7 protein-coding genes are annotated in these 24,702 nt (G+C 68.8%); 4 read left to right on the forward strand and 3 right to left on the reverse strand.

Annotated elements, in window-relative coordinates:
* Positions 1-36 precede the first annotated feature (36 nt).
* The 3 genes from ACFK0J_RS05115 (at position 37) to ACFK0J_RS05125 (ending at position 19,519) form a co-directional block, all read left to right on the forward strand.
* Positions 37-16,875 (forward strand): non-ribosomal peptide synthase/polyketide synthase, encoded by a 16,839-nt coding sequence (locus ACFK0J_RS05115; protein ID WP_378737034.1) that lies wholly within the window; start codon positions 37-39, stop codon positions 16,873-16,875.
* 279 nt (positions 16,876-17,154) lie between these two features.
* Entirely contained in the window at positions 17,155-18,147 is a 993-nt protein-coding gene (locus ACFK0J_RS05120) for an alpha/beta hydrolase (protein WP_378742638.1), read from the forward strand.
* Positions 18,148-18,283: 136 nt separating this feature from the next.
* Positions 18,284-19,519: an Nramp family divalent metal transporter gene (locus tag ACFK0J_RS05125; RefSeq protein ID WP_378742640.1), complete on the forward strand. Its 1,236-nt coding sequence runs from the start codon at positions 18,284-18,286 to the stop codon at positions 19,517-19,519.
* A gap of 28 nt (positions 19,520-19,547) precedes the next feature.
* Here ACFK0J_RS05125 and ACFK0J_RS05130 read toward each other — a convergent pair whose 3' ends face one another.
* Complete coding sequence (locus ACFK0J_RS05130) at positions 19,548-20,573, reverse strand: SDR family oxidoreductase (protein ID WP_378737036.1); 1,026 nt, start codon at positions 20,571-20,573, stop codon at positions 19,548-19,550.
* A gap of 110 nt (positions 20,574-20,683) precedes the next feature.
* The gene (locus ACFK0J_RS05135) at positions 20,684-21,505 is read right to left on the reverse strand and encodes an enoyl-CoA hydratase (protein ID WP_378737038.1); all 822 of its coding nucleotides are present in this window, start codon (positions 21,503-21,505) and stop codon (positions 20,684-20,686) included.
* A gap of 130 nt (positions 21,506-21,635) precedes the next feature.
* Here ACFK0J_RS05135 and ACFK0J_RS05140 point away from each other — a divergent pair, with 130 nt between their 5' ends.
* A complete protein-coding gene (locus ACFK0J_RS05140) occupies positions 21,636-22,958 on the forward strand; it encodes a TetR/AcrR family transcriptional regulator (RefSeq protein WP_378737040.1) in 1,323 nt (440 codons plus the stop codon).
* A 56-nt stretch (positions 22,959-23,014) separates the two neighbouring features.
* Here ACFK0J_RS05140 and ACFK0J_RS05145 read toward each other — a convergent pair whose 3' ends face one another.
* Positions 23,015-24,541, reverse strand: a complete 1,527-nt coding sequence (locus ACFK0J_RS05145) for an aldehyde dehydrogenase family protein (protein WP_378737042.1) — start codon at positions 24,539-24,541, stop codon at positions 23,015-23,017.
* Positions 24,542-24,702 lie beyond the last annotated feature (161 nt).

The following is a 24,702-nucleotide window of genomic DNA, read 5'->3' on the forward strand; positions in this document are numbered from 1 at the left end:
GGTCGGGCAGCTGTGTGACGAGACGCTCGAAGCGGTGTGCGCATGACCCGCCCGGCACGTGTTCGGCCGACCCGAACCAGGCGGCCGAGAGTCACCACCCTGCCGCAGCTGATGGCGACCGCCGTCGAGGCGAACCCCGGCGGCATCGGTGTCACCTTCGCCGACGCCAGCGGCACGCTGACCGAGCTGAGCTACGCCGAGCTCGACGAGCGGTCGACCCGGCTGGCCCGGCTGCTGATCGACCGCGGTATCGGGCCGGAGGACCTGGTGGCCGTCGGTATCCCGCGGTCGATCGAATCCGTGCTCGCGGTCTGGGCGGTGGCCAAGACCGGCGCCGGATTCGTGCCGGTGGATCCGAACTACCCAGCCGACCGGGTCGAACACATGGTCGTCGACTCCGGCGCGGTCTTCGGCCTGACCGTCGCCGCCGTCCGTGACGAACTACCGGACCGGGTCGACTGGCTGCCCATCGACACCGCCGACTGCGCCAGGCTGCTCGACGAGTTCCCCGCGGACCCGGTGAGCTATGTCGACCGGGTGCGGCCGCTGCGCGCCGAGCATCCGGCCTACGTGATCTACACCTCCGGGTCGACCGGCAAGCCCAAGGGCGTCGTCGTCACCCAGGCCGGCTTGTCGAGTTTCTGCGACGAGCAGCGCGAGCGGTATCAGGTGACGAGTGATTCGCGGACTTTGCATTTCGCGTCGCCGTCGTTCGACGCCTCGGTGCTGGAACTGCTGCTGGCGATCGGCGGCGCGGCCACCATGGTGGTGGTGGCGCCGACCGTGTTCGGCGGCGAGGAACTGGCCGCGCTGATCCGCCGGGAGGGGGTGACGCACGCGTTCATCACCCCCGCCGCGCTGGCATCGGTGGACCCGGCCGGGCTGGACGAGTTGCGCGTGGTGGTCGCCGGCGGTGAAGCCTGCCCGCCGGAGCTGGTGCGGCGCTGGGCAACACCGGTGTCCGGCGGCACCCGGGAGTTCTTCAACGGGTATGGGCCGACCGAGACCACGATCATGACGAATATCAGTGCGCCACTGCTCCCGGACGCGCCGGTGACGATCGGCGGACCGATCCGCGGGATCACCGAGTACGTGCTCGATGAGCAGTTGGTCCCGGTGCCGCGCGGCGCTGTCGGCGAGCTGTATATCACCGGCGCGCAGTTGGCCAGGGGATATCACGACCGAGCAGGGCTGACGGCGGCTCGTTTCGTCGCGAACCCGTTCGACGCCAACGGGTCCCGGTTGTATCGGACCGGCGACCTGGTCAGAGTGGTGCCCGCATCGCGAAGCGATTCGATGGGGGGTGGCGGTCGGGTGACGGGTGGGCCTGATCACGGCGAACTGGAGTATCTGGGCCGCAACGACTTCCAGGTGAAGATCCGCGGCTTCCGGATCGAACTCGGCGAAATCGACGCGGTGCTCGCCGCGCACGAGACCGTCGACTTCGCGGTCACCGTCGGACACAACCTGGACAGCGGCGCGACGATTCTCGTGTCGTATGTGCATGCCGCGCCCGGAATGGCCGCGGACGCCGCCGAACTGGCCGGTTTCGCCGAGCAGAGCCTGCCCGCGCACATGGTGCCCACGGTGGTCATGGTGCTCGACACGATCCCGTTGACCCCGGTGGGCAAGCTGGACCGCGCCGCGCTGCCCGCGCCACGGTTGCAGACCAAGATGTTTCGGGCACCGGTCGGCCCGCTGGAAGAGCTGGTCGCCGATGTCTTCGCCGAGCTGCTCGGCCCGGGTGCGCCGGTCGGCGCGGACGACAACTTCTTCGAGCTCGGCGGCAATTCGTTGATCGCGACGCAGGTGGCCGCCCGGCTCGGCGCGGCCGTCGCGGCGCGGGTGCCCGCGCGACTGATCTTCGAAACGCCGACGGTCGCCGGGCTTGCCGAGCGGTTGGAGCCGTTGAAGGGCGCCGATGATCGGCGCGCGCTCGCGCCGATGGAGCGGCCGGAGCACATTCCGCTGTCGCTGGCGCAGCAGCGGATGTGGTTCCTCAATCAGTTCGACCCGGCGTCGGCGGCGAACAATATTCCGTTCGCCATCCGGTTGTCCGGGGCGTTGGATGTGGCGGCGTTGCAGGCCGCGATCACCGATGTGATCGAACGGCACGAGACGCTGCGCACCGTGTATCCGGCCATCGATGGCACCGGCTACCAGGTGGTACTCCCGGCCGCACAGGCTGTTCCGGACCTGGCGCCGAAGCCGTTGGCCGAACACGAGCTGGTCGACTGGCTGCGCGGGTTCGCGCTGGCCGGATTCGATGTCGCCGCGGCGGTGCCGCTGCGCATCGCGCTGGCCGAGCTGTCGCCCAGCGAGCACGTGGTCGTGGTGGTCGTGCACCACATCGCCGCCGACGGCGCCTCGGTCGCGCCGTTCCTGCGTGATCTGCTCGGCGCGTTCCTGTCTCGGCGCAACGGCGCCCCGCCCGCCTGGGCGCCGCTGCCGGTGCAGTACGCCGACTACACGTTGTGGCAGCGGGAAGTGCTCGGTGACGAGAACGATCCCGATTCGGTGGCCGCGGCGCAGATCGCGTACTGGCGCGATGTCCTGGCCGGCATCCCCGACCGGCTCGACCTGCCCGCGGACCGCCCGCGTCCGGCCGTCGCCTCCGGTGGCGGCGCGGAATACACCTTCGAGGTTTCCGCGCAGGTGCATCGCGGGCTGACCGACCTCGCCCAGCGGGCGGGTGCTTCGGAATTCATGGTGGTGCACGCGGCGTTCGCGGCACTGCTCGCCCGGCTCTCCGGGACCGACGACATCACCATCGGCACGCCGGTCGCGGGCCGTGGTGAACGTGAGCTCGACGGGCTCATCGGCATGTTCGTCAACACCTTGGTGCTGCGCACCCCGATCGATCCCCGCGCCTCCTTCCACGACCTGCTCGCCGCCACGAAAGAGACGGACCTGGCGGCGTTTTCCCATGCCGAGCTGCCGTTCGAGCGGTTGGTCGAGGTGCTCGACCCGGTGCGTTCGCAGGCGCACCACCCGCTGTTCCAGGTGGCGCTGTTCTTCCAGAACATGAGCAAGGCCCACGTCGAGCTACCCGGATTGTCCGCGCACGCGGTCGATTTCGACGGTGCGGTGGCCAAGTTCGATCTGCAGTTGACCGTGGTGCCCAAGGAAGACAGTGGGTTCTCCGCGCAGTTCACCTACGCCACGGATCTATTCGACGAGACGACGATCGCGCAGTTCGCGGACCGCTTCGAGCGACTGCTCGCCGGAGTCGCCGAGCATCCGGAGCGCGCCGTCGGCGAGATCGATCTGCTGGCACCTGCCGAGCGGGCGCGGATTCTGGTCGAGTGGAACGAGACCCGGCAAGCCGTTGCTCCCGAGCTGCTGCTGGACGGGTATCGGCGGGCGGTGGCGGCACATCCGCAGGCCGTCGCGCTGGACTACGAAGGCGCGACGCTGACCTATCGCGAACTCGACGAACAGGTCAACAAGCTGGCCCGGTTGCTGATTTCGCAAGGAGTCGGCGCGGAGTCGCTGGTGGGATTGGCGATCCGGCGTTCGCTGGATCTGGTCGTCGGCATGTACGCGATCGTCACGGCAGGCGGTGCGTATGTGCCGCTGGATCCGGATCATCCGGCCGAGCGGATCGCGCACATTCTCGATACCGCACAGCCGACCTGCGTACTGACCACGTCGGCGGACGCGATCGAGGTGCCTGCCGGGATCACGGTGCTGACCCTGGATTCGGTGGATATCAGCGGTTTCGACGGTGCACCGGTGCGTCAGGAGGAGCTGCTGCGGCCGGTGCTGCCGCAGCATCCGGCCTATGTCATCTTCACGTCCGGGTCGACGGGGCGGCCCAAGGGTGTCGCGGTCTCGCACATCGCGATCAACAACCAGATCGAGTGGATGCTCGCGGCGTACCCGCTGGGTGCCGACGATGTGTACCTGCAGAAGACAGCGACGACCTTCGACGTGTCGCTGTGGGGTTTCTTCATGCCACTGCGGGCCGGGGCGAAGCTGGTCGTGGCCACTCACGATGGCCACCGTGATCCGGCTTACGTCGCGGAAACCATTGCCGCGAAGCGGATTACCGTCACCGACTTCGTGCCCTCGATGCTCACGGTATTCGCCGCGCACCTCGAAGCGGGTTCCTGCCCGACCCTGCGCGACGTTTTCGTAATCGGTGAGGCATTGCCGCCGGAGACCGTCAATGCGTTCCGTGCGGTCTCGGATGCCGAGGTGCACAACCTGTACGGTCCGACCGAGGCCGCGGTGTCGGTGACCTACTGGCCCGCCGACGGTTCGGACACCCGGTCCGTGCCGATCGGCGTGCCGCAGTGGAACACCCAGGTGTACGTGCTGGACGGCCTGCTGCGACCGGTGCCCGCCGGAGTGCCGGGCGAGCTCTACCTCGCCGGTGATCAATTGGCTCGTGGGTATGTCCGGCGTCCCGACCTGACCGCGGATCGTTTCGTGGCCGACCCGTTCGGCTTCGGCGGCCGCATGTACCGCACCGGCGACCTGGTGGTGTGGCGCGACGCCACCGCCGGACGGTCACATCGGCTGGACTACCTCGGCCGCACCGATTTCCAGGTCAAGTTCCGTGGCCAGCGCATCGAACTCGGCGAGATCGAAACCGCACTGCTGGCGCAGCCTTCGGTGAACCAGGCGGTGGCACTGGTGCGCCAATCCGCGCTCGGCGACCAGCTGGTGGCCTACGTTGTTGCCGCCCCTGGGCATTCGATCGAGCAGGCGGAACTGCTCACGGCTGTCGCGGAAACGCTTCCGGCGTATATGGTTCCGACGGCGATCGTCGCGCTGGACGCCTTTCCGCTGAACCCGAGCGGTAAGCTGGACCGCAAGGCACTGCCCGAGCCGACCTTCACCGCGCGGGAATTCCGCGCCCCCGCAACGCCGGTCGAAGAGATCGTTGCCGAGGTGTTCGGTGAGGTACTCGGACTCAACCGGGTCGGTGCCGACGACGACTTCTTCGCCCTCGGCGGCAACTCGCTCATCGCCACGCAGTTGGTGGCCCGATTGGGTGCCGCGGTGGATGCCAGGGTTCCGGTGCGGACGCTGTTCGAGACGCCGACGGTGCAGTCGCTGGCCGCCGCGATCGAATCACGCACCCACGGCGATCGGGGCGTGCTGCTCGGCAGCATCGCCCGGCCCGACCGGTTGCCGTTGTCGCTGGCGCAGCGGCGGATGTGGTTCCTCAACCGGTTCGATCAGGCCGAAGGCGATGTCGCCGCGGCCGGTTCGGCCGCCTACAACCTGCCGTTCGCGCTGCGGCTGACCGGCGCGCTGGATGTGGCCGCGCTGGGCGCGGCCCTCGACGACGTGGTGAGCAGGCACGAGGTGCTGCGCACCGTGTATCCGGAGACCGCGGACGGTCCGGTGCAGGTTGTGTTGCCTGCGGGCCGGGTGACGCTGGACGTCACCGCCCGCCCCGTCACCGCGGCCGAGGTCCCCGGCGAGGTATACGCGCTGGCGTCGACGCCATTCGACGTGACGGCCGAGGTGCCGGTGCGCGTTCGGCTGCTCGAAATCACCGACGGCACAGCGGCATCCGACTATGTCCTCGCGGTGGTGGTGCATCACATCGCGGCGGACGCGTCCTCGATGGGGCCGCTGGTGCGCGATGTGATGATCGCCTACGCCGCGCGGACCGCGGGAGAGGCGCCCGGATGGGAACCACTGCGGGTGCAGTACGCCGATTACGCGCTGTGGCAGCGCGCGGTACTCGGCGACGAAACCGATCCCGAATCCATTGCCGCGCAGCAGATCCTGTTCTGGCGCAAGCAGCTGGCCGACCTGCCGGACCTGCTGGAGTTGCCGACGGATCGGCCGCGGCCCGCCATCGCGTCGATGGCTGGTGCGCGCGTGGACGTACAGATCGATGCGGCCACCCACGCCGGACTCGTCGATCTTGCTCACGCGCACGGTGCAACGCTGTTCATGGTCGTGCACACCGCGCTGGCGGTGCTGCTCGGCCGTTTGTCGGGTACCGGTGACATCGCCATCGGCACACCGGTAGCCGGTCGTGGTGAGCGTGAGCTCGACGACCTGATTGGCATGTTCGTCAACACCGTGGTTTTCCGGGCCACCTTCGACGGCGGCGAATCCTTCACCGATGTGCTCGCGCGGCAACGCGATACCGACCTGCAAGCGTTCGCGCACGCGGACATTCCGTTCGAGCGGTTGGTGGAGGTGCTCAACCCGCCGCGCTCGACGGCGCATCATCCGCTGTTCCAGGTGGGGCTGTCGTTCCAGAACATCGCCCGCACCGCACTCGAACTGCCCGGCCTGACCGTTGCCGGTGTCGACGCGGATCTCGAGGTGTCGCAGTTCGATCTACACCTGATCGTCGGGGACAGTTACGACGAGTCCGGCGCACCCACCGGCATCGGCGGGTTCTTCACCTATGCCACGGATCTTTTCGATGCCGCGACGGTGCGGGGCTTCGCCGAGCGGTTCTCCCGGATCCTCGCCACCGTCGTAGCCGATGCCGCGACGCCCGTCGGCGATATCGACCTGCTCGCGGACGAGGAACGCCGGGCCGTTCTGTCGACCTGGAACGAGACCGCCCACAAGGTCGATACGGCCGCGACATTGCCATCGTTCCTGCAACGGTCGGTCATGGCCGCGGCACCCGAGGCGGTCGCCGTCGTCGCCGACCTGCCGGACGGCTCCCGCCTCGAGCTGACCTACGTCGAGCTGGACGCACGGGTGAATCGGCTTGCCCGGTATCTCATCTCGGTGGGTGTCCGGCCGGAGTCGCGGGTGGCGCTCGCCTTCCGCCGGTCGGTGGACCTGGTGGTCGCCATGTACGCGGTCGCCAAAGCCGGTGGCGCGTACGTGCCGGTCGACCCGGACCAGGCTGCCGAGCGCACCGACTACATCCTCGACACCGCGGCACCGGTATGCGTGCTGACCGACGAAGACGCGGGCTTCGACACCGCGGTCGCGCCCGTGCTGCGGATCGACGAGCTCGCATTGAATTCCTTTGCCAGCGGTCCGCTTTCGGACAAGGAGCGGGTCGCGCCGGTGCGGCCCGAGCACACCGCGTACGTGATCTTCACCTCGGGATCGACCGGTCGGCCGAAGGGCGTTGCGGTCACGCACGCCGCCATCGCGAACCAGTTGCAGTGGAAGACGGCCGAATTCGGCCTGTCCGGCCACGACGCCGTGCTGCTCAAGACGGCGGCGACCTTCGACCTCTCGGTGTGGGAGTTCTGGTCGGCGGTGGTCTGCGCGGGCAAGTTGGTGATCGCCGCGCCGGATGGGCACCGTGACCCGGCCTACCTCAACGAGCTGATCACCAGAGAAGGCGTGACGACGCTGCATGTCGTCCCGTCCATGCTCGATGCCCTGCTGGTGCACACCGGGACCGAGTCCGCGCCGGAGCCGTCGCCGTTGCGGCGCGTGCTCGCCATCGGCGAGGCGTTGCCCGCCGCACTGGCGCAGCGCTTCCTGGCGGCGCGTCCCGACGTGGCCCTGTACAACCTGTACGGCCCGACCGAGGCGGCGGTCTCGATCACCCGGCATCGAGTGACCGAGGCCGACCAGGGCTCCGTCGCCATCGGTGCACCCGAGTGGAACAGCCAGGTTTACGTGCTCGACGCTCGGCTTCGGCCGGTGCCGATCGGCGTCTCCGGCGAACTGTATCTGGCGGGCGACCAGTTGGCGCGGGGCTACTTCGGCAGCGTGGATCTGACTGCGGATCGTTTCGTGGCCAACCCGTTCCAGCCCGGTGCGCGGATGTACCGCACGGGTGACCTGGTGGCCTGGAACCGCGACGGTGAGCTGGAATACCAGGGCCGCACCGACTTCCAGGTGAAGATCCGTGGCTTCCGGATCGAGTTGGCGGAGATCGAGGCGGCGCTGCTGGGGTTGCCGGAGATCGCGCAGACCGCTGTGGTTGCCAAGTCCGATCCGAAGACCGGCGATCGTCTGGTGGCCTATCTGGTCGCCGCCGAGACCGGGCAGTCGGATGATTCGGCCGGACTCGATGTGGCGCAGGTGAAGTCGGCGCTCAGCGCTGGGTTGCCGTCGTACATGGTGCCGTCGGCGTTCGTGGTGTTGGATGCGTTGCCGCTCAATGTGAACGGCAAGTTGGATCGTAAGGCGTTGCCGGAGCCGGAGTTCGAGGCTCAGGTTTTCCGTGCGCCCTCGACCCCGATCGAGGAGATCGTGGCGTCGGTGTTCGCCGAGGTGCTCGGTGTCGAGCGGGTCGGTGCCGACGACGACTTCTTCGCGCTCGGGGGTAACTCCCTGCTGGCGACCCAGGTCGCGGCTCGGATCGGTGCCGCGCTGGATTCGCGTGTCCCGGTACGTGCCCTGTTCGAGGCCTCCACCGTCGCGGGCCTCGCCGTGAAGGTCGAGCACACCGCGGGCGAGCACACCCGCAACCCGCTCGTCGCCCAGCCGCGCCCCGACCACATCCCGCTGTCCTTCGCCCAGCAGCGCATGTGGTTCCTCAACCAATTCGACACCACCGCGGCCGTATACAACATCCCGGTCGCCATCCGCCTCTCCGGCGACCTGGATGTCGACGCGTTGCAGCAGGCCGTCACCGATCTCGTGGCGCGCCACGAGATCATGCGCACCGTCTACCCGGAGACGCCGGACGGCCCGGAGCAGCGCGTCCTGGCGCCGCATGAGGTTTCGGTCGATCTGGCCCCCGCGCAGATCGGGGAGGAACGCGTCGCGCACGAGGTGCAGCGCATCGTCGCCGCCGGTTTCGATGTCACCATCGAGGTGCCGTTCCGCGCGAGGTTGTTCCAGCTCGCGGGCAGCGAATACGTGCTGGTGTTCGTCGCGCACCACATCAGCGCCGACGGCTGGTCGATGGGCCCGCTGACCCGGGATCTGATGCTGGCCTACGCCGCCCGCAGCGGCGGTGAGGCACCGTCCTGGGCGCCGCTGCCGATCCAGTACGCCGACTACGCGCTCTGGCAGCGCAGCGTGCTCGGTAGCGACGCCGATCCCGAATCCCCGGCGGGGGCGCAACTCGCCTACTGGACAAGGGAACTCGCCGACCTGCCGGACGAGCTGAACCTGCCTACCGACCGGCCACGCCCCGCCGCACAGAGTTTCGCGGGCGGTAAGACGAACTTCGTCGTCGACGCCGACGTGCACGCCGCGCTGGTGGACTTGGCCAAGCAGCACAACGCGACGCTGTTCATGGTGGTGCACACCGCGCTCGCGGTGTTCCTCGCTCGCATGTCCGGCACCGAGGACGTCGCCATCGGCACCCCCATCGCGGGCCGCGGCGAGGCCGAACTCGACGACCTGATCGGCATGTTCGTCAACACGCTGGTGTTGCGCACCCGGGTCGCCCCCGGCCTCGGCTTCACCGAACTGCTCGCCGCCAACCGGGAGACCGACCTGCGGGCCTTCGCCAACGCGGACACCCCGTTCGAGCGACTGGTCGAGGTGCTCGATCCGGAGCGTTCCGCGGGCCGCCACCCGCTGTTCCAGGTGGCACTGTCCTTCGAAAACCTCGCCGCCACCAGCTTCGAACTGCCCGGCCTGAATTTCGCCGCACTCGACCCGGCCGCCGATACCGCCAAATTCGATCTGCTGCTGACCATGCGCGAGCAGCGCACCGAGACGGGCGCCGAAGCCGGACTCGCCGCCGAATTCACCTATGCCCGTGACCTGTTCGACGAACACACGGTCGCCGAGTTCGGTCGCCGGTTCCGCGGCATCCTGGCCGCTGTCGCCCAGGACCCGGGCACCGCGGTCGGCGATCTGGAGGTGCTGGACGAGTCGGAGCGGGCCGACCTGGTCTCGCGCAGCGGCGGTGAGGCCGCACCGCCGCGCACCCTGCCTGAGCTGATGGCCTCCGCGGTCACCAGGAACCCGACCGGTGTCGCCATCGTCGTCGGTGGCCGTTCCTTCAGCTACGTCGAACTCGACGCCGCCTCTTCGCAATTGGCTCGCACGCTGATCGATCGCGGCGCGGGCCCGGATGTCCTGGTGGCCGTGGCCATCCGGCGCTCGGTCGAATCGGTGCTCGCGGTGTGGGCGGTGGCCAAGACCGGTGCGGCGCTGGTGCCGATCGACCCGACCTATCCGCCCGATCGCATCGCGCACATGGTCGCCGATTCCGGTGCGGCACTAGGTGTGACGCTGACCGCCGAGCTCGGCGATCTGCCCGCCATGGCCGGTGGCCGCCCCTGGCTGGTGCTCGACGATCGCGACTTCACCTACGATGTCGCATCCCGCTCGGATCGCCCGATCAGCTTCACCGAACGCCACGGCCCGGTCCGAAGCGGCAACGCGGCGTACGTGATCTACACCTCGGGCTCCACCGGACTGCCCAAGGGCGTCGTGGTCACCCACGCGGGTCTCGCCAATTTCAGTGCCGAGCAGGTGGAGCGCTACGAGCTCGACCAGTCGACGCGCGCACTGGCTTTCGCCTCGCCGTCGTTCGACGCGTCGATGCTGGAATTGCTGCTGGCGCTGGGTTCGGCCGGTGCGCTGGTGGTCGCGCCGCCGCTGCTGTTCGGCGGCGACGAACTGGCCGAACTGATTCGCGACGAACAGGTCACGCACGCCTTCCTCACCCCGTCGGTACTCGCCTCGCTCGACCCGGACGCGCTGTCCGGCATGCGCGCGATCGTGGCGGGCGGCGAGGCGGTGCCCGCCGATCTGGTCGCCAAGTGGGCGGGTGCCGAGAACCGGCGCTTCCACAACGGTTACGGGCCCACCGAAACCACGATCATGACCAATATCAGCGACCCGCTGCGGCCGGGGGAGCCGGTCACCATCGGCGGTCCGATCCGTGGCACGCGGTCGCTGGTGCTGGACAGCAGGCTGCGCCCGGTGCCGGAAGGTGTTGCGGGCGAACTGTATCTGGGTGGCATCCAGCTGGCTCGCGGCTACCACGCCAGGCCCGGACTCACCGCGGCGCGATTCGTCGCCGACCCCTACGGACAGCCCGGCGAGCGCCTCTACCGCACCGGCGATGTGGTGAAATGGGTGCCCGCATCGCGAAGCGATTCGAGGGGGACTCGGGCGAACGATCGTCCGGTGATCGAGTATGTGGGCCGCAACGACTTCCAGGTGAAGGTGCGCGGCTTCCGCATCGAGCTCGGCGAGATCGATGCCGCGCTGGCCGCGCAACCGGGCGTCGAGTTCGCGGTCACCCTCGGCCGCGAATCCGGTTCCGGTGCCACGATGTTGGTCTCCTACGTGCTGCCCGCCAAGGGCGCGACGCTCGATGTCGCTGCGCTGACCGGGCAACTCGGCACGATCTTGCCGGAATACATGGTGCCGACGGCCATCGTCGTGCTCGACGAGATCCCGCTGACACCGGTCGGCAAGCTGGACCGGCGGGCCCTGCCCGAACCGGTCCTGGAGACAACGGTTTATCGCGCACCGCAGACCCAGGCGGAATTGACCATTGCCGAGGTGATCGGCGAGGTGCTGGGCATCGAACGGGTCGGGCTCGATGACGACTTCTTCGCCCTCGGCGGCGACAGCATCGTCTCCATCCAGGTGGTGTCGCGGTCCCGCGCGCGCGGTGTGCTCTTCTCGCCGCGTGACGTTTTCGAATCCCGCACCGTCGCCGCGCTGGCCCGTGCCGCCGTGGTCGAGGACGGGCCGGGCGACGAATCGGGCGACCTGCCGTTGACCCCGCACGCGGCTCGGCTGCTCGACTTCGGGGTCGAGGTCCGCGCCATCGCCCTCGACGTGCCGGAGAGTTGCGCCGTCGAAGCGGTGCACACCGCGGTCGGGAAGGTCCTCGATCAGCATCCGATGCTGTGGGTCCGGCTCGACCGCGAGGGGGACACCCCGGTGCTGCGGATCCCGCCGGTCGACGAACGCACCGGCGAGGCATTCCGCAGGCTCGACCCGCAACACGGCGAAACCTCGCTGCCCATCGATGATGTGGTGCATGCCGCCGCCGCGGCACTCGATCCCGAACAGGGCCGCAATATCCACTTCGTGCTGACCGGCGGGCTGGAAGGCCGGTCGACGCTGATCGTCGTCGCCAACGGCCTTGTGGTGGACGATGTTTCCTGGCGCACCATCGTGGACCAGCTGACCGCGGCCTGGAGCCGGGGCCGTCACGCGGCGCCCGCGGCCCCGGAGTCCGGCCTCGGCGTGCTCATCCGCGCGTTGTCGGCGCGGGCGCACGATCTGCGGACCGTCGGCGAATTGGGTTGGTGGGAGCGGACTTTGGGTGCCGTTCCGGAGGGCACCGTCGCCGACGGACGGGATCTGCGCACCCGCAGCCGGGTGTCGCTGACCATCACCGCGGAGGGGGCCGCCGCGGTGGCCGCTGCCGCGGCCGCCTATCACGCCGCCGTGGACGACGTGCTGCTCACCGCCGTCGCGCTGGCTCTGCAGACGTCGGCGGAGGAGTCCGTCACCCGCGCCCTCGGCTCGGTGATCCGGCTGTCCGCCGACGAGCGGTCGGCGACGAATGCCGACGAGAGCATGGTCGGCGGTTTCACCACCGAGTACCCGCTGCCATTGCGGCTCACCAGGATCGACACGGCCGACGCGTTGGTCGGCGGCCCCGCCGCGGGCGCGGCGCTCGCCCAGATCAAGGAGTTGCGCCGCTCGGTGCCCTCGCGCGGTGTCGGCTACGGCCTGCTGCGCTACCTCAACGCCGACACCGCCGCCGACCTGAGCGCGCTCGGCCGCGGCCGATTCGCGCTGCGCTACCGGGACCTACGCCCGGCCAGGGTGCACACCGACACCGCGGCCGACGACCTGCTGCTCGACCTCACCGTCGATGCCACCGACGACGGCCTGCTCGCCCGGTTCGACTATGCCGCGGCCGTGTTCACCGGCGACCAAGTGAAAACCTTTGCCGAACACTGGATCCGGGCACTCGGCGGCCTGGCCGAGCACGGCCTGCGGCCCGACGCGGGCGGATTCACGCCGTCGGACTTCTCGCTGGTCCGCCTGAAGCAACCCTGCATCGACCGTCTCGCCGCCACCTACCCGAACCTCGCCGATGTGTGGCCGGTGACCCCGTTGCAGTCGGGCATGCTGTTCCACGCGCTGCTCGCCGAGTCGTCGGTGGACGTCTACACCACCCAGTTCGTCCTCGATCTGGGCGGCGCGGTGGACGCGGGCCGGATGCACGCGGCCGCACAGGGCGTGCTCGACCGGCACGACAACTTGCGCGTCGCGTTCGCCGAGGACGCCGAGGGCAATCCGCTTCAGGTCGTGCAGGATTCGCTCGACGTGCCGTGGCGGCTCATCGACCTCGGCCAGCTCGAACCCGGTGCCGCCGAGGCGGAGCTGGCCAGGATCAAGGCGGCCGACCTGGCCGACCACTTCGACATGCGGACCGCGCCGCTGCTGCGGTTCACGCTGATCCGCTCGTCCGCGGACGCCTACCACCTGCTGGTGACCAGCCATCACATCCTGATCGACGGCTGGTCGATGCCGCTGCTGATGAAGGACCTGCTGACGCTGTACGCGCTCGGCCGTAATTCTCGGCATCTGCCCAAGGTCCCGTCGTACCGGAACTACCTAGCCTGGCTGGTCGCCCAGCAGGCCGACGCGGCGCGCGAGGCCTGGCGCAGCGCGCTGGCCGGCATCACCGAGCCGACGCCGCTGGCACCGGTCGACCCGGGCCGCGAAATCGCCGCCGGGGTCGGCGAAGTCGGCTTCGAGCTGGCGCAGGCCGATACCACCGCGCTCACCCGGCTCGCCTCGGGTCTCGGTGTCACGGTCAACACGGTGGTGCAGGCGGCCTGGGGTCTGCTGATCGGGCGCAGTGTCGATCGCGACGATGTCGTCTTCGGCGCCACCGTGTCCGGCAGGCCGCCGCAACTGGACGGGGTCGAGAGCATGGTCGGCCTGTTCCTCAATGCGATCCCGGTGCGGGTCCGTCTGGGCGCCACCGACACCCTCGGCGGACTGCTGCGCCAGCTGCAAGCCGAGCAGGCCGGGCTGCTGGACCACCACTACCTCGGCCTGAGCGATATTCAGGAAACCATCGGCGTGGAAGGACTTTTCGACTCCCTCGTGGTGTTCGAATCCTTCCCGGTCGACCGCGACGGCTTGGACAAGGCCAGCGCGATCGACGGCATGAGCGTCACCGGCGTGGGCGCGGTCAACGGCACCCACTACCCGCTCACCGTGATGGTGGTGCTGGACAGTCAGCTGCGGGTCTCGGTGAAGTACCTGCGCGACCTGTTCGACGAACCAGCGGCAGCGGCGCTCGCGCAACGGCTTTCGACGCTGATCCAGCGGTTCGTGACCAACCCGCAGGCCCGCATCGCCGACATCGATGTGTTGCTCGACGGCGAACGCGCCGAGCTGGCCGCCCGCAATGCCACCGAGGTGCCGGAGCTGCTGGACGACGCGACGCTGCTCACGCTGTTCGACGCTCAGGTGGCACGCACGCCGGAGGCGCCCGCGGTGCGCTACGGCGATGTCACGCTCAGCTACGCCGAGCTCGACCTGCGCTCACGCGCACTGGCCGCGGAACTCGCCCGGTGGGGTGTCGGCGCGGAATCGCTGGTCGGCGTGGCCATGCGGCGCGGCGTCGACTTGGTCGTCTCGATCTACGCGGTGCTGCGGGCCGGTGCGGGCTACCTGCCGATCGACCCGGATCATCCGGCCGAGCGCAGCGAATACGTGCTCGGCAGTGCCGCTCCCGCCTGCGTGCTGACCACCACCGGCGACGCGTTCGACACCGACACCGACGTTCCGGTCGTCGCGGTGGACACGCTCTACCTCCCGCTGGACGCGGTTTCCGGCGCGGACACCGCCGTTCACCCGGACAATGTCGCCTACGTCATCTACACCTCGGGTTCCACCGGCCGTCCGAAGGGTGTGGTGATCACGCACCGGCAGATGGTCAACCAGTTCCGCTGGGCCCAGCGGACCTACCCGCACGACTCCGCCGACGTGGTGCTGCACAAGACGCCGATCACCTTCGACATCTCCACCTGGGAGCTGTTCTGGCCCTTGCAGACCGGCGCCTCGATCGTCGTCGCCGAACCGGACGGCCATCGTGACCCGGCGTACCTGGCCCGGACCATTGCCGAAAATGCCGTCAGCACAGTGCATTTCGTGCCGTCGATGCTGGATGCCTTCCTCGGCCCGGAGACGGCGGCGCAATACCCGACCTTGCGGCGCGTGTTCGCCGCGGGCGAGGCGCTGTCCGGTGAGACCGCGACGACCTTCGCCGCCGCCGTACCGGCCGCCCGACTGGTGAACTGGTACGGCCCGGCCGAAGCGACGGTGGTCACCGACTATCCGGTCGAAGACACTGCCGCCGTGGCGGTTCCGATCGGCACACCGGTCGCGAACACCCGCGTGTACGTGCTCGACCGCCAGCTGTGCCCGGTTCCGCCCGGTGCGGCGGGCGAGCTGTACATCGCCGGCGTCCAGCTGGCCCGCGGCTACCTCGGTGCTCCCGCCCTCACCGCGGAGCGTTTCGTCGCGCACGCGGGTGGTGAGCGCCTGTATCGCACGGGTGACATCGTGCGCTGGCGCGATGGCGCGCTGGAGTATCTGGGCCGCAGCGACTTCCAGGTGAAACTGCGCGGCCAGCGAGTCGAGCTCGGCGAGATCGAAACCGTGTTGCTCGGCCACGAGTCGGTGCGGCACGCGGCCGTCGCCCTCGTCGAGGGCGGCACCGGCGACCGGCTCGTCGCCTACCTGGTCGCGATGCCGGAGCAGACCATCGACGAAGCCGCGGTCCTGTCGCATGCGCGCGGTGCCCTGCCGTCCTACATGGTGCCGTCGGCGGTCCTCGTCCTCGACGAGCTGCCGCTCAACGCCAGCGGCAAGCTCGACCGCAAGGCGCTGCCGGTCCCGGAACTCGCCGCCCGTCCGTACCGTCCGCCGACCACGCCGCTGGAGCGGACCATCGTCGAGGTCTTCGCCGACATCCTGGCCATCGATCAGGTCGGCCTGGACGACGACTTCTTCGACCTCGGCGGCAACTCGCTGGTGGCCACCCGCGCGGTCAGCCGACTGCGCACGCTCACCGGTGCGGAGATCCGGGTGCAGTGGTTCTTCACCGACTCGACCCCGGCGGCCCTGGCCACCCGCATCCTGGCCGCACTCGCCGGCGACCACGACTACGACCTCGACTCGAACGCCGCCCTCGGCGTGCTGCTGCCCATCCGCACCCGGGTACCGCACGACACGGCCGCCGCCGAGCCACTGTTCTGCATCCACCCGATGTACGGATTGTCGTGGTGCTACGCGGGTCTGGCCCGTTATGTGCCGAGCAGCAGGCCGATCTACGGTCTGCAGTCGCCCGCGCTGTCGGAAGACGGTTACCTGCCTGCCTCGCTGGCCGAGATGGCGAGCCGGTATGTGGCGGAGATCCGCGCCGTCCAGCCGACGGGCCCGTACCGGCTGCTCGGCTGGTCGCTCGGCGGTGTGCTCGCCCACGCCATCGCGACGGAGTTGCAGGCCGCTGGGGAACAGGTCGCGTTGCTCGCGATGCTGGACAGTCATCCCGACATCGACGTGACGGACTTCCGTGCGGCGATCCGTGAGGCACTTGGTGAACTCGGTATCGGAGCCGACGCGTTGCTGCCGAGCGACGGCGATATCCACGATCTCAGCGACGACGCACTCGCCGCGCTGCACGCCACCATCCCGCCGGACATGGCCGTGCTCACCCCGGAACGGGTGCGCCGGATCTACCGCAGCGCGGTGCGCTCGGCCGAGCTCATCGCCGAGCATCGACCCGAGGTGTTCCACGGCAGGCTGGATTACTACAGCGCGGCCGGTCACGAGACAGCGGCAGCCGGCTGGCAACCGTTCATCGACGGGCGTGTCGAAGATCACCCGGTCGGTGTCGCGCATGATCAGATGACCTCGCCGGAAGCACTGGCGGAGATCGGTCCGAGCCTGTCCGACCTGCTGATGCCGCGAGCCTGGTCGGCAACGCCGAAGGTGGGTCGGGCGTGAGGGAAACGAAGCAGCTCGGGCATGATGGGGCAACGCTGTGGTAACGATGACCCCTGTTGTCACGACTACATAGGCCGTATGGTCTGGCGTGGTGTGTCCAGGGCATCCCACCGCAGGCACGTGCGGCCTCGCGCATGCGCGGCTCGCAAGCGCTCCAAGGGGAATGCAGATGGAATCTCGAGACGAAGCGAAGGTGCGAAATTGATACGTCGACAGACCCGGCGCGGCGGCCTACGTGCCGCGGCGGCGATCGCGGCAACGGCGGTCCTTGCGGGAGTGATGACCGGCCTCGGCGTGACCCCGGCGTCGGCCGCTGATCCGATCATCGATTCCAAGAGCCTGCTCGCCAACCCGACCGCCCCGGACGGATCGCGTATCACCAAGGCCGAGTACAAGGATGATCGCAACATCCGGCTCTACGTGTACTCGGCCGCGATGGACCAGAAGGTCATCGTCGACGTCCAGCGTCCGGCCGACGCCTCGGTGCCGCGGCCGACCCTGTACCTGCTCAACGGTGCGGGCGGCGGCCAGGACGATGCCTCCTGGCAGGCGAAGACCGATGCGCTGCAGTTCCTGTCGGACAAGAACGTCAACGTGGTCCAGCCGATCGGTGGCAAGTGGAGCTACTACACCGACTGGATCAAGGACGACCCGGCGCTCGGCCGCAACAAGTGGAAGACCTTCTTCACCGAGGAGCTGCCGCCGCTGATCGACGGCGCGCTCGGCACCAATGGTGTGAACGCGATCTCGGGTCTGTCCACCTCGGGCACCACCGTCCTCGCGCTGCCGATCGCCAAGCCGGGTCTGTACAAGGCGGCCGCGGCCTACAGCGGTTGCGCGCAGACCAGTGATCCGGTCGGCTCCGAGTTCGTCAAGCTCACCGTGGAGACCTGGGGAGGCGGCAACACCGAGAACATGTGGGGCCCGCAGGGTTCGGCGGAGTGGGTGGCCAACGATCCGTACGTGCACGCCGAGGGGCTGCGCGGGCTGGATCTCTACATCTCGACCGGCAACGGTCTGCCCGGCCAGTACGACACGTTGAACGGTCAGTACGCCCTGCCCGGCGCCTACGGCCTGGCCAACCAGATCATCATCGGTGGCGTGATCGAGGCGGGCACCAACTACTGCACGAACAACCTCAAGGGGAAGCTGGATTCGCTCGGCATCCCGGCGACCTACAACTTCCGCAACAGCGGCACCCACTCGTGGGGCTACTGGCGGGACGAGTTCCAGCGGTCCTGGCCGGTCCTGGCCCGTGGGCTCGGCATCTGAGAGCTTCCGCCTCGCTAACTGAATACCGACCGACCGCCTGGTTATACCTGTGGGTATGGCCAGGCGGTCGGCTTTTAAGGGTGGGTTGGATGAAAAAGTTCGGGAACCCGTAAAATTCTGTTCCGTGAGTACCACCTTGGCCGAATCCGCCAGATCCGCGACGCAGCGGGTGCGCGCGGCATCGCTGTTGCTCGGGCCCGCGTTCGTCGCTGCCATCGCCTATGTCGATCCGGGCAATGTGGCCTCCAACATCAGCGCGGGCGCGCAGTTCGGCTATCTGCTGGTCTGGGTCATCGTGATGGCCAACGTGATGGCTGGGCTGGTCCAATTCCTTTCGGCCAAGCTGGGTTTGGTCACGGGCATGTCGTTGCCGGAGGCGGTGCGGTCGAAGTCGAGCCGCTCGGTGCGGCTGGCGTATTGGGGGCAGGCCGAGACGGTCGCGATGGCCACCGACCTGGCCGAGGTGGTCGGCGGCGCGATCGCGCTCAACCTGTTGTTCGACCTGCCGCTACTGGTCGGCGGTGTGATCACCGGCGTGGTCTCGATGGGGCTGCTGCTGGTGCAGGACCGACGCGGACAGCGTCCCTTCGAGCGGGTGATCACGGGCCTGCTCGGCGTCATCGCGATCGGTTTCCTGACCAGCGTGTTCATCTCGCCACCCTCGGTCTCCGGCACGGTCGGCGGGCTGGTGCCGCGCTTCCAGGGCACCGAGAGCGTGCTGCTCGCCGCGGCCATGATCGGCGCGACGGTCATGCCGCACGCGGTCTATCTGCACTCCGGCCTGGCCCGGGATCGGCACGGACACCCGGCGCCAGGCCCGCTGCGGGCCCGGCTGCTGCGGATCACCAAGGTGGATGTCGGCCTGGCCATGGTGCTGGCGGGCACGGTCAATCTGGCGATGGTGCTGATGGCGGCGAACACGCTGCGTGGCCATGAGGTCGAGACCCTGACCGACGCGCACACCGCGGTCGGTGACGCGCTCGGCCCGGTCGCGGCACTGATGCTCGCCATCGGCCTGCTGGCCTCCGGTCTCGCCTCGACCTCGGTCGGCGCCTACGCGGGTGCGATGATCATGCAGGGCCTGCTGCGCAAGCACATTCCGCTGATGCTGCGTCGGCTGGTCACCCTGATCCCGGCCATCGCCATCCTCGCGATCGGCGTCGATCCCACTCGCGCGCTGATCATTTCGCAGGTGGTGTTGTCCTTCGGTATCCCGTTCGCGTTGATCCCGCTGGTGCGGTTCACCAGCGATCGCAGCTTGATGGGCGCGGACACCAACCACCGCGTCACCTCCGCGTTCGCCTGGCTGATCGCCGCCATCATCTCGGCCCTCAATGTGGCCTTGATCTACCTGACGGTCACCGGCGCCTGACGGGTCGGCGAAAGCGCCACGGCCGGAATCAGACCCAGTTCTCGATCCAGTACTTCCAGATCAGAGGGGCGTAGCCGGCCAGCGGCGGCACCTTGATGTCGGTGCCCGCGAGGGCGGCGCTGGTGTTTCGGCAGTCGAACCAGCAGCTGAATTCGCTGTGCTCCAACACATCCTGCGGGACGCCGATCCGGGGGAGCACCCAGCTCGCGCCGGGTACCTGCAACACCATGTCCAGCGCGCGTTTCGGCATCACCTCGACCAGATGCGGTGCACCGGCCTCGTCGGCGAACAGATTCAACGCCTCGGCCACGCTCTGCCTGCGCGGATCGACCAAGTGGAAGGTCGTCGCGTTCGGACCGGGTTGGTGCGCAATATGATCCAGCGCACGGGCCACGAAATCGACCGGGACCATATTGGTTTCGCCGAGCTTGGGCACCAGCACCGGCAGGATTCTCGGCAGCTGCGCGCCCATCCGGAGCAACCGGAAAAAGTAGTACGGTCCGTCGATCCGGTCGATCTCGCCGGTCCGGGAATGACCGATCACCAACGAGGGCCGATAGATCCGCCAGGGCAGCGCGGAATCGCGCACGATCCGCTCGGCCTCGAACTTGGCCCGCTGCACGGGCGTGGTCAGCACCTGGCCCTCGTCGAACATGTCCTCGGTGAACAGGCCCTCCGTCGAACCGGCCACCTCCACCGACGAGACATGATGCAGCAGACCGGCTTTCAGCCCCTCGGCGACATCGACCAGATGCCGGGTGCCATCGCCGCGCTCGGCGAGGTCATAGCTGGACGCCAAATGGAAGACATGGTCGATCGAGCCGCGATGCTCGGCCAGCCAAGCCGGATCGATACCCAGTCCGGGCGCGCCTAGGTCACCGCGCACCGGCAGCACCCGATCCCCGCCGTCCCACTCCCGGGCGCAGCAGGTGAACCGGTCGGCGGACTCGGCGCCCGGCCGCACCAGCACATGGATGTCACCCTCGCGTTTCAGCAGCTCGGGGATCAGGAACCGACCGATGAACCCAGTTGCCCCGGTAACCAGGTAGCCCATAGCCAGTGAACATAGCAGTCCCGCCGCTCCGAGACTTCAGGCCAGACACGGGTGCGCTGATCGTTATGTACCGGCGAGATCAGTTGTCGCCTAGGCACAGTTCCCGGTTCTCAGTCGGCGAACACCGGCTTGCGCTTGGTGAGCATCGCGGTTGCTCCTTCGATGAAGTCGGGGGACTTCAATAGTTCGCTCTGGCCGGTCTTTTCGGCTGCCAGGGCGGCGTCGAGGGAGGTCAGTGTCGCTTGGTTGAGGGCCTTCTTGGTGAGTTCGAGTGCACGGCGGGGACCGGCGGCGAGCTTGGCGGCCACGGCTTCCACCTTCGCGTCGAGCTCGTCCTCCGGCAGCACCGCGGTGAGTAGCCCGGCTTGCTTCGCGGCGGGGGCGGGAAGGCGCTCGCCGAGCAGGGCCATCTCCGCGGCCAGGGGTCGACCCGCCGCGGCGGCGACCATGGCGGCCGCGCCGCCGTCGGGCATCAGGCCGATGTTGATGAAAGCCAGCAAAAGGTAGGCGTCCTCGCTGGCGTAGACCAGGTCGGCGGCCAAGGCGATGCCGACGCCGACACCCGCCGCCGCACCCTTGACGCGGACGATCACCGGGACAGGGGCATCGACGATGGACTTCACCAGTCGGTTCGCCGCATCCATGACCATGTCGGAGGTGATGCCGCGCTGGGCCTCGCCCGCGGTGGCCGACAGATCGGCGCCGGTGCAGAAATCCCCGCCCTCGCCGGTCAGCACGATCACCCGCACCGACCGGTCCTCGGCCGCGGCGAGGAAGGTGTCGCCGAGGGCGACCATGGTGTCGTAGTCGACGGCGTTCTTGCGCTTCGGCTTGGTGATCGTCACCCGGAGCACCTTGCCGTCGTGGACCGCGGAGAAGCCCGTCGCCGACGCGGAGGACGCGGCTACGGCCGCGGAATCTGTATTGCTCATGTCTGCTCCTACGCTGCAACTCAGCGGCTACCGTGGCATGAATAATGGTTAACTTTGCGAATTGTGGTTAACTTAGGTTCCATTGTCGGGCGCTGTCAACCAGCGGCGCCGCCGGAGAACGGAGAGGTGCATGGTCGCGGATCGCAGCGAGGTCGGCCTCGCTTCCGCGCGGTCCGACGCCGACGACTCAGCATCGCGGAGCGATTCCGCCGGGGGTGGTGGCCGGGCGACGGGTGGGCCGGTGCGCAGCGATTCCGCCGGGGGTGGCGGTCGGCCGACGGGTGGGCCGGTGCGCCGCCGCCCCAAGGATCGCAAGGTGCAGATCATCCGGGCGGCCGCGCGCGCGTTCAGCGAGCGCGGGTACTACCCGGTCGGCGTGGACGAGATCGCCGCCGAGGTCGGCATCTCCGGGCCCGCCCTCTATCGCCATTTCACGAACAAGTACGCGCTGCTCGTCGCCGCCGCGGAAGAAGGGGCGCGACACCTGCTGAACGTCGCCCGCGCCGCGGACGACGACCAACTGGAACCGGCCCGGCGGCTGGACGCGCTGATCCGGGCGATCAGCGAACACACCATCGAGATCCGCCGCGAGGCCGGGCTGTACCGCTGGGAGCGGCGCTACCTGGAACGCGAAGATCGCCTCCGGATCAGGAAGATCTACGACGACCTGAACGGCACCCTCGCCGGGCCGATCGCGCAACTGCGACCCGACTCGCCGCCCGCGGATGTCGCGATGCTGGCGGCCGCCGTGCTCAGCGCGATCGCCAGCATTTCCGCGCACCGCAGTGCGCTGTCCGGCGCGCGGCTGCTGCCGCTCTTGCACGACATGTCCTGGGCGATATTGCGCGCCGACCTACCGCCCGCCCCGCCGGAACCGGATCCGGGTCCCGTCACGCGCGGCCTACCGGTGTCGTCGAAGCGCGAACAACTGCTCACCGAGGCGATCCGGATCTTCGGCAGGCAGGGCTACCACGAGGCCAGCATCGAGGAGATCGGCGCGGCAGTCGGCATCAACGCCTCGAGCGTGTACCGCTACTTCGCCAGCAAGTCCGATCTGCTCGCCGCGGCGTTCTACCGGACCGGTGACCGGGTCGCCCTCGCGATCACCGAGGCCCTCGCCGAGGCCACCAGCCGCGAGGACGCGGTGCGTCGCATCGCCGAGCGCCAAGCCAGGCTCACCTTCGCGATGCCGGAGATCATGCCGGTCTACTACGCCGAATTCAGCAATCTGCCGCAGGCCGAACAGCACAAGCTGCGCGCCATTCAACGCCAGAACGTCCTCGAGTGGGCCAACCTGTTGGACGGCGATCCGGTCGAGGCCCGCTTCCGGGTACACGCCGCCATCGGTCAGGTCATCGACGTCGGGCGGCTACTCCACTTCGACTCCCGCCCAGCCCAATTGGCCCGTGTCACGGCCCTGATGGAAGCCGTCCTGCTCGGTCACGCGGCATAGGCCCACACCATTCGCAGGCGATCCGGAGTGCGGGTAGTCGAGGGGTGCACGGCAAATCAGGCGCGGCGACCGTGCCGGATCCGAAAGATGGTCTTGGCCAAGCGCAGATGCCGTGGGTGACGGTCGAAGGTGGACAGGTTCACCGGGGCCTGATAGCGCTTGCGGGCGATGGCCAGGGTGTGGCTGAACTCCCGCAGGCCTTGATCGCCGTGGCTGTGACCCTGCCCGTATTCGCCGACGCCGCCGTAGGGGAGCGCGGGGATGCCCGCGTAGGCGGTCGAGGAATTGATGGTGACCACGCCGACGCGCAGCCGCTCAGCGAACGCCTCGATCTCGTGCACGTCCCTGGTGAAGACCGAGACCGCGACATCGTTGCCCACCGCGTTGATCCGCTGTGCGGCGTCGTCCATGCTGGTCACCTTGTTCACCACCAGCACGGGCCCGATGCCCTCGCCGGTGATGGCCACGCTCTCCTCGGGCACCTCGGCGAGCACCACGGGTTCGATGTACGGCTCCCGGATCGAATCCAGCCCGCCGACCACCGCGCGCCCACCGCGGGCCAGTGCGTCGCGAATTTGCTTGCGCACCACCTCGACCTGCGACTCCAAGATCATCGGGCCGTACGACGCCCGCTTGTCGGCGCCGGGGCGCAGCTTGGCGGCCTGCGCGGCGACCAACTCCAGGAAGCGGTCGTATACCGACTCCGCGACGTAGGCCCGCTGAATCCCGGTGGCGTTCTGCCCGGCATTGGCCATCGCCCCGAACACCGCGGCCTCGGCGGCATCGTCGAGCTTCGCGTCGACGTGCACGACCATGCTGCCCTTACCGCTGCGTTCCACGACCACCGGCGTCATCGACTGGGTACACAGCGCGATCACCTCGCGAGCGCCGGAATCCGAACCGGCATAAGCGATCTTGTCCACCTTGGCCCGGCACAGCGCGGTGCCGGTCAGGTTGTCGCCGGTAACCACTTGCAGCACCGGCTGGTTGGGCGCCAGCCTGGTCCAGCTGTCGGCCAGCCAGACGCCCACGCCGGTGGTCAGTTCATGCGGTTTGAACACCACCGTGTTACCCGCGGCCATCGCGTAGGCGATCGAACCCATCGGCGTGAACACCGGGTTGTTCCACGGGCCGAGCACCCCGATCACCCCGAGCGGCAGGTAGCCGACCGAGGCGCGCTGATTGCGGGTGAGCCAGGTGGAGCCGATCTTGTGCCGGCCGAGCGCGCGCGCCGCGTTACGGGCCGCCCAATCGAGGTTCTCCACCGCGAGCATCACCTCGATGGCCGCGTCCGCCTCCGGCTTGCCGGTTTCCTCGGACAGAATCTCGACCAATTCGCCTGCGCGCCGGGTGATGTCACGCTTCCAGTCGAGCAGCCAGCGCTTGCGCCCGCTGAATCCGAGCTCGGCCCACCATCTTTCGGCCGCTCGGGCACCGCGCACCGTGCGGTTGATTTCGCCTGCGCCCATCACGGCGTAGTTGCCAACGGTCTCGCCGGTGCGCGGGTCGTAGGACGTCAGCACGTTCGGTCGGCCCGATCCTCCCGGCTGCGCCGCCACTCGTGGCTGCGCGGACTCGGCCATGATCACCTCTCGCAGTGTCGAAATCGGCGTGCGGACCACTTGCGGGGCAGCCGCCGCGGACGAGTGAGTGTTCCCCCGATTAGCAGACTATGGTCGCCGCGACGGGCCGACAAGGCTCGTCCGCCGCCACCGCGCTGCCCTTGACACTGTCCACCAGCGCC

This window comes from Nocardia brasiliensis, assembly GCF_042691675.1.
Lineage (GTDB): Bacteria > Actinomycetota > Actinomycetes > Mycobacteriales > Mycobacteriaceae > Nocardia > Nocardia brasiliensis_D.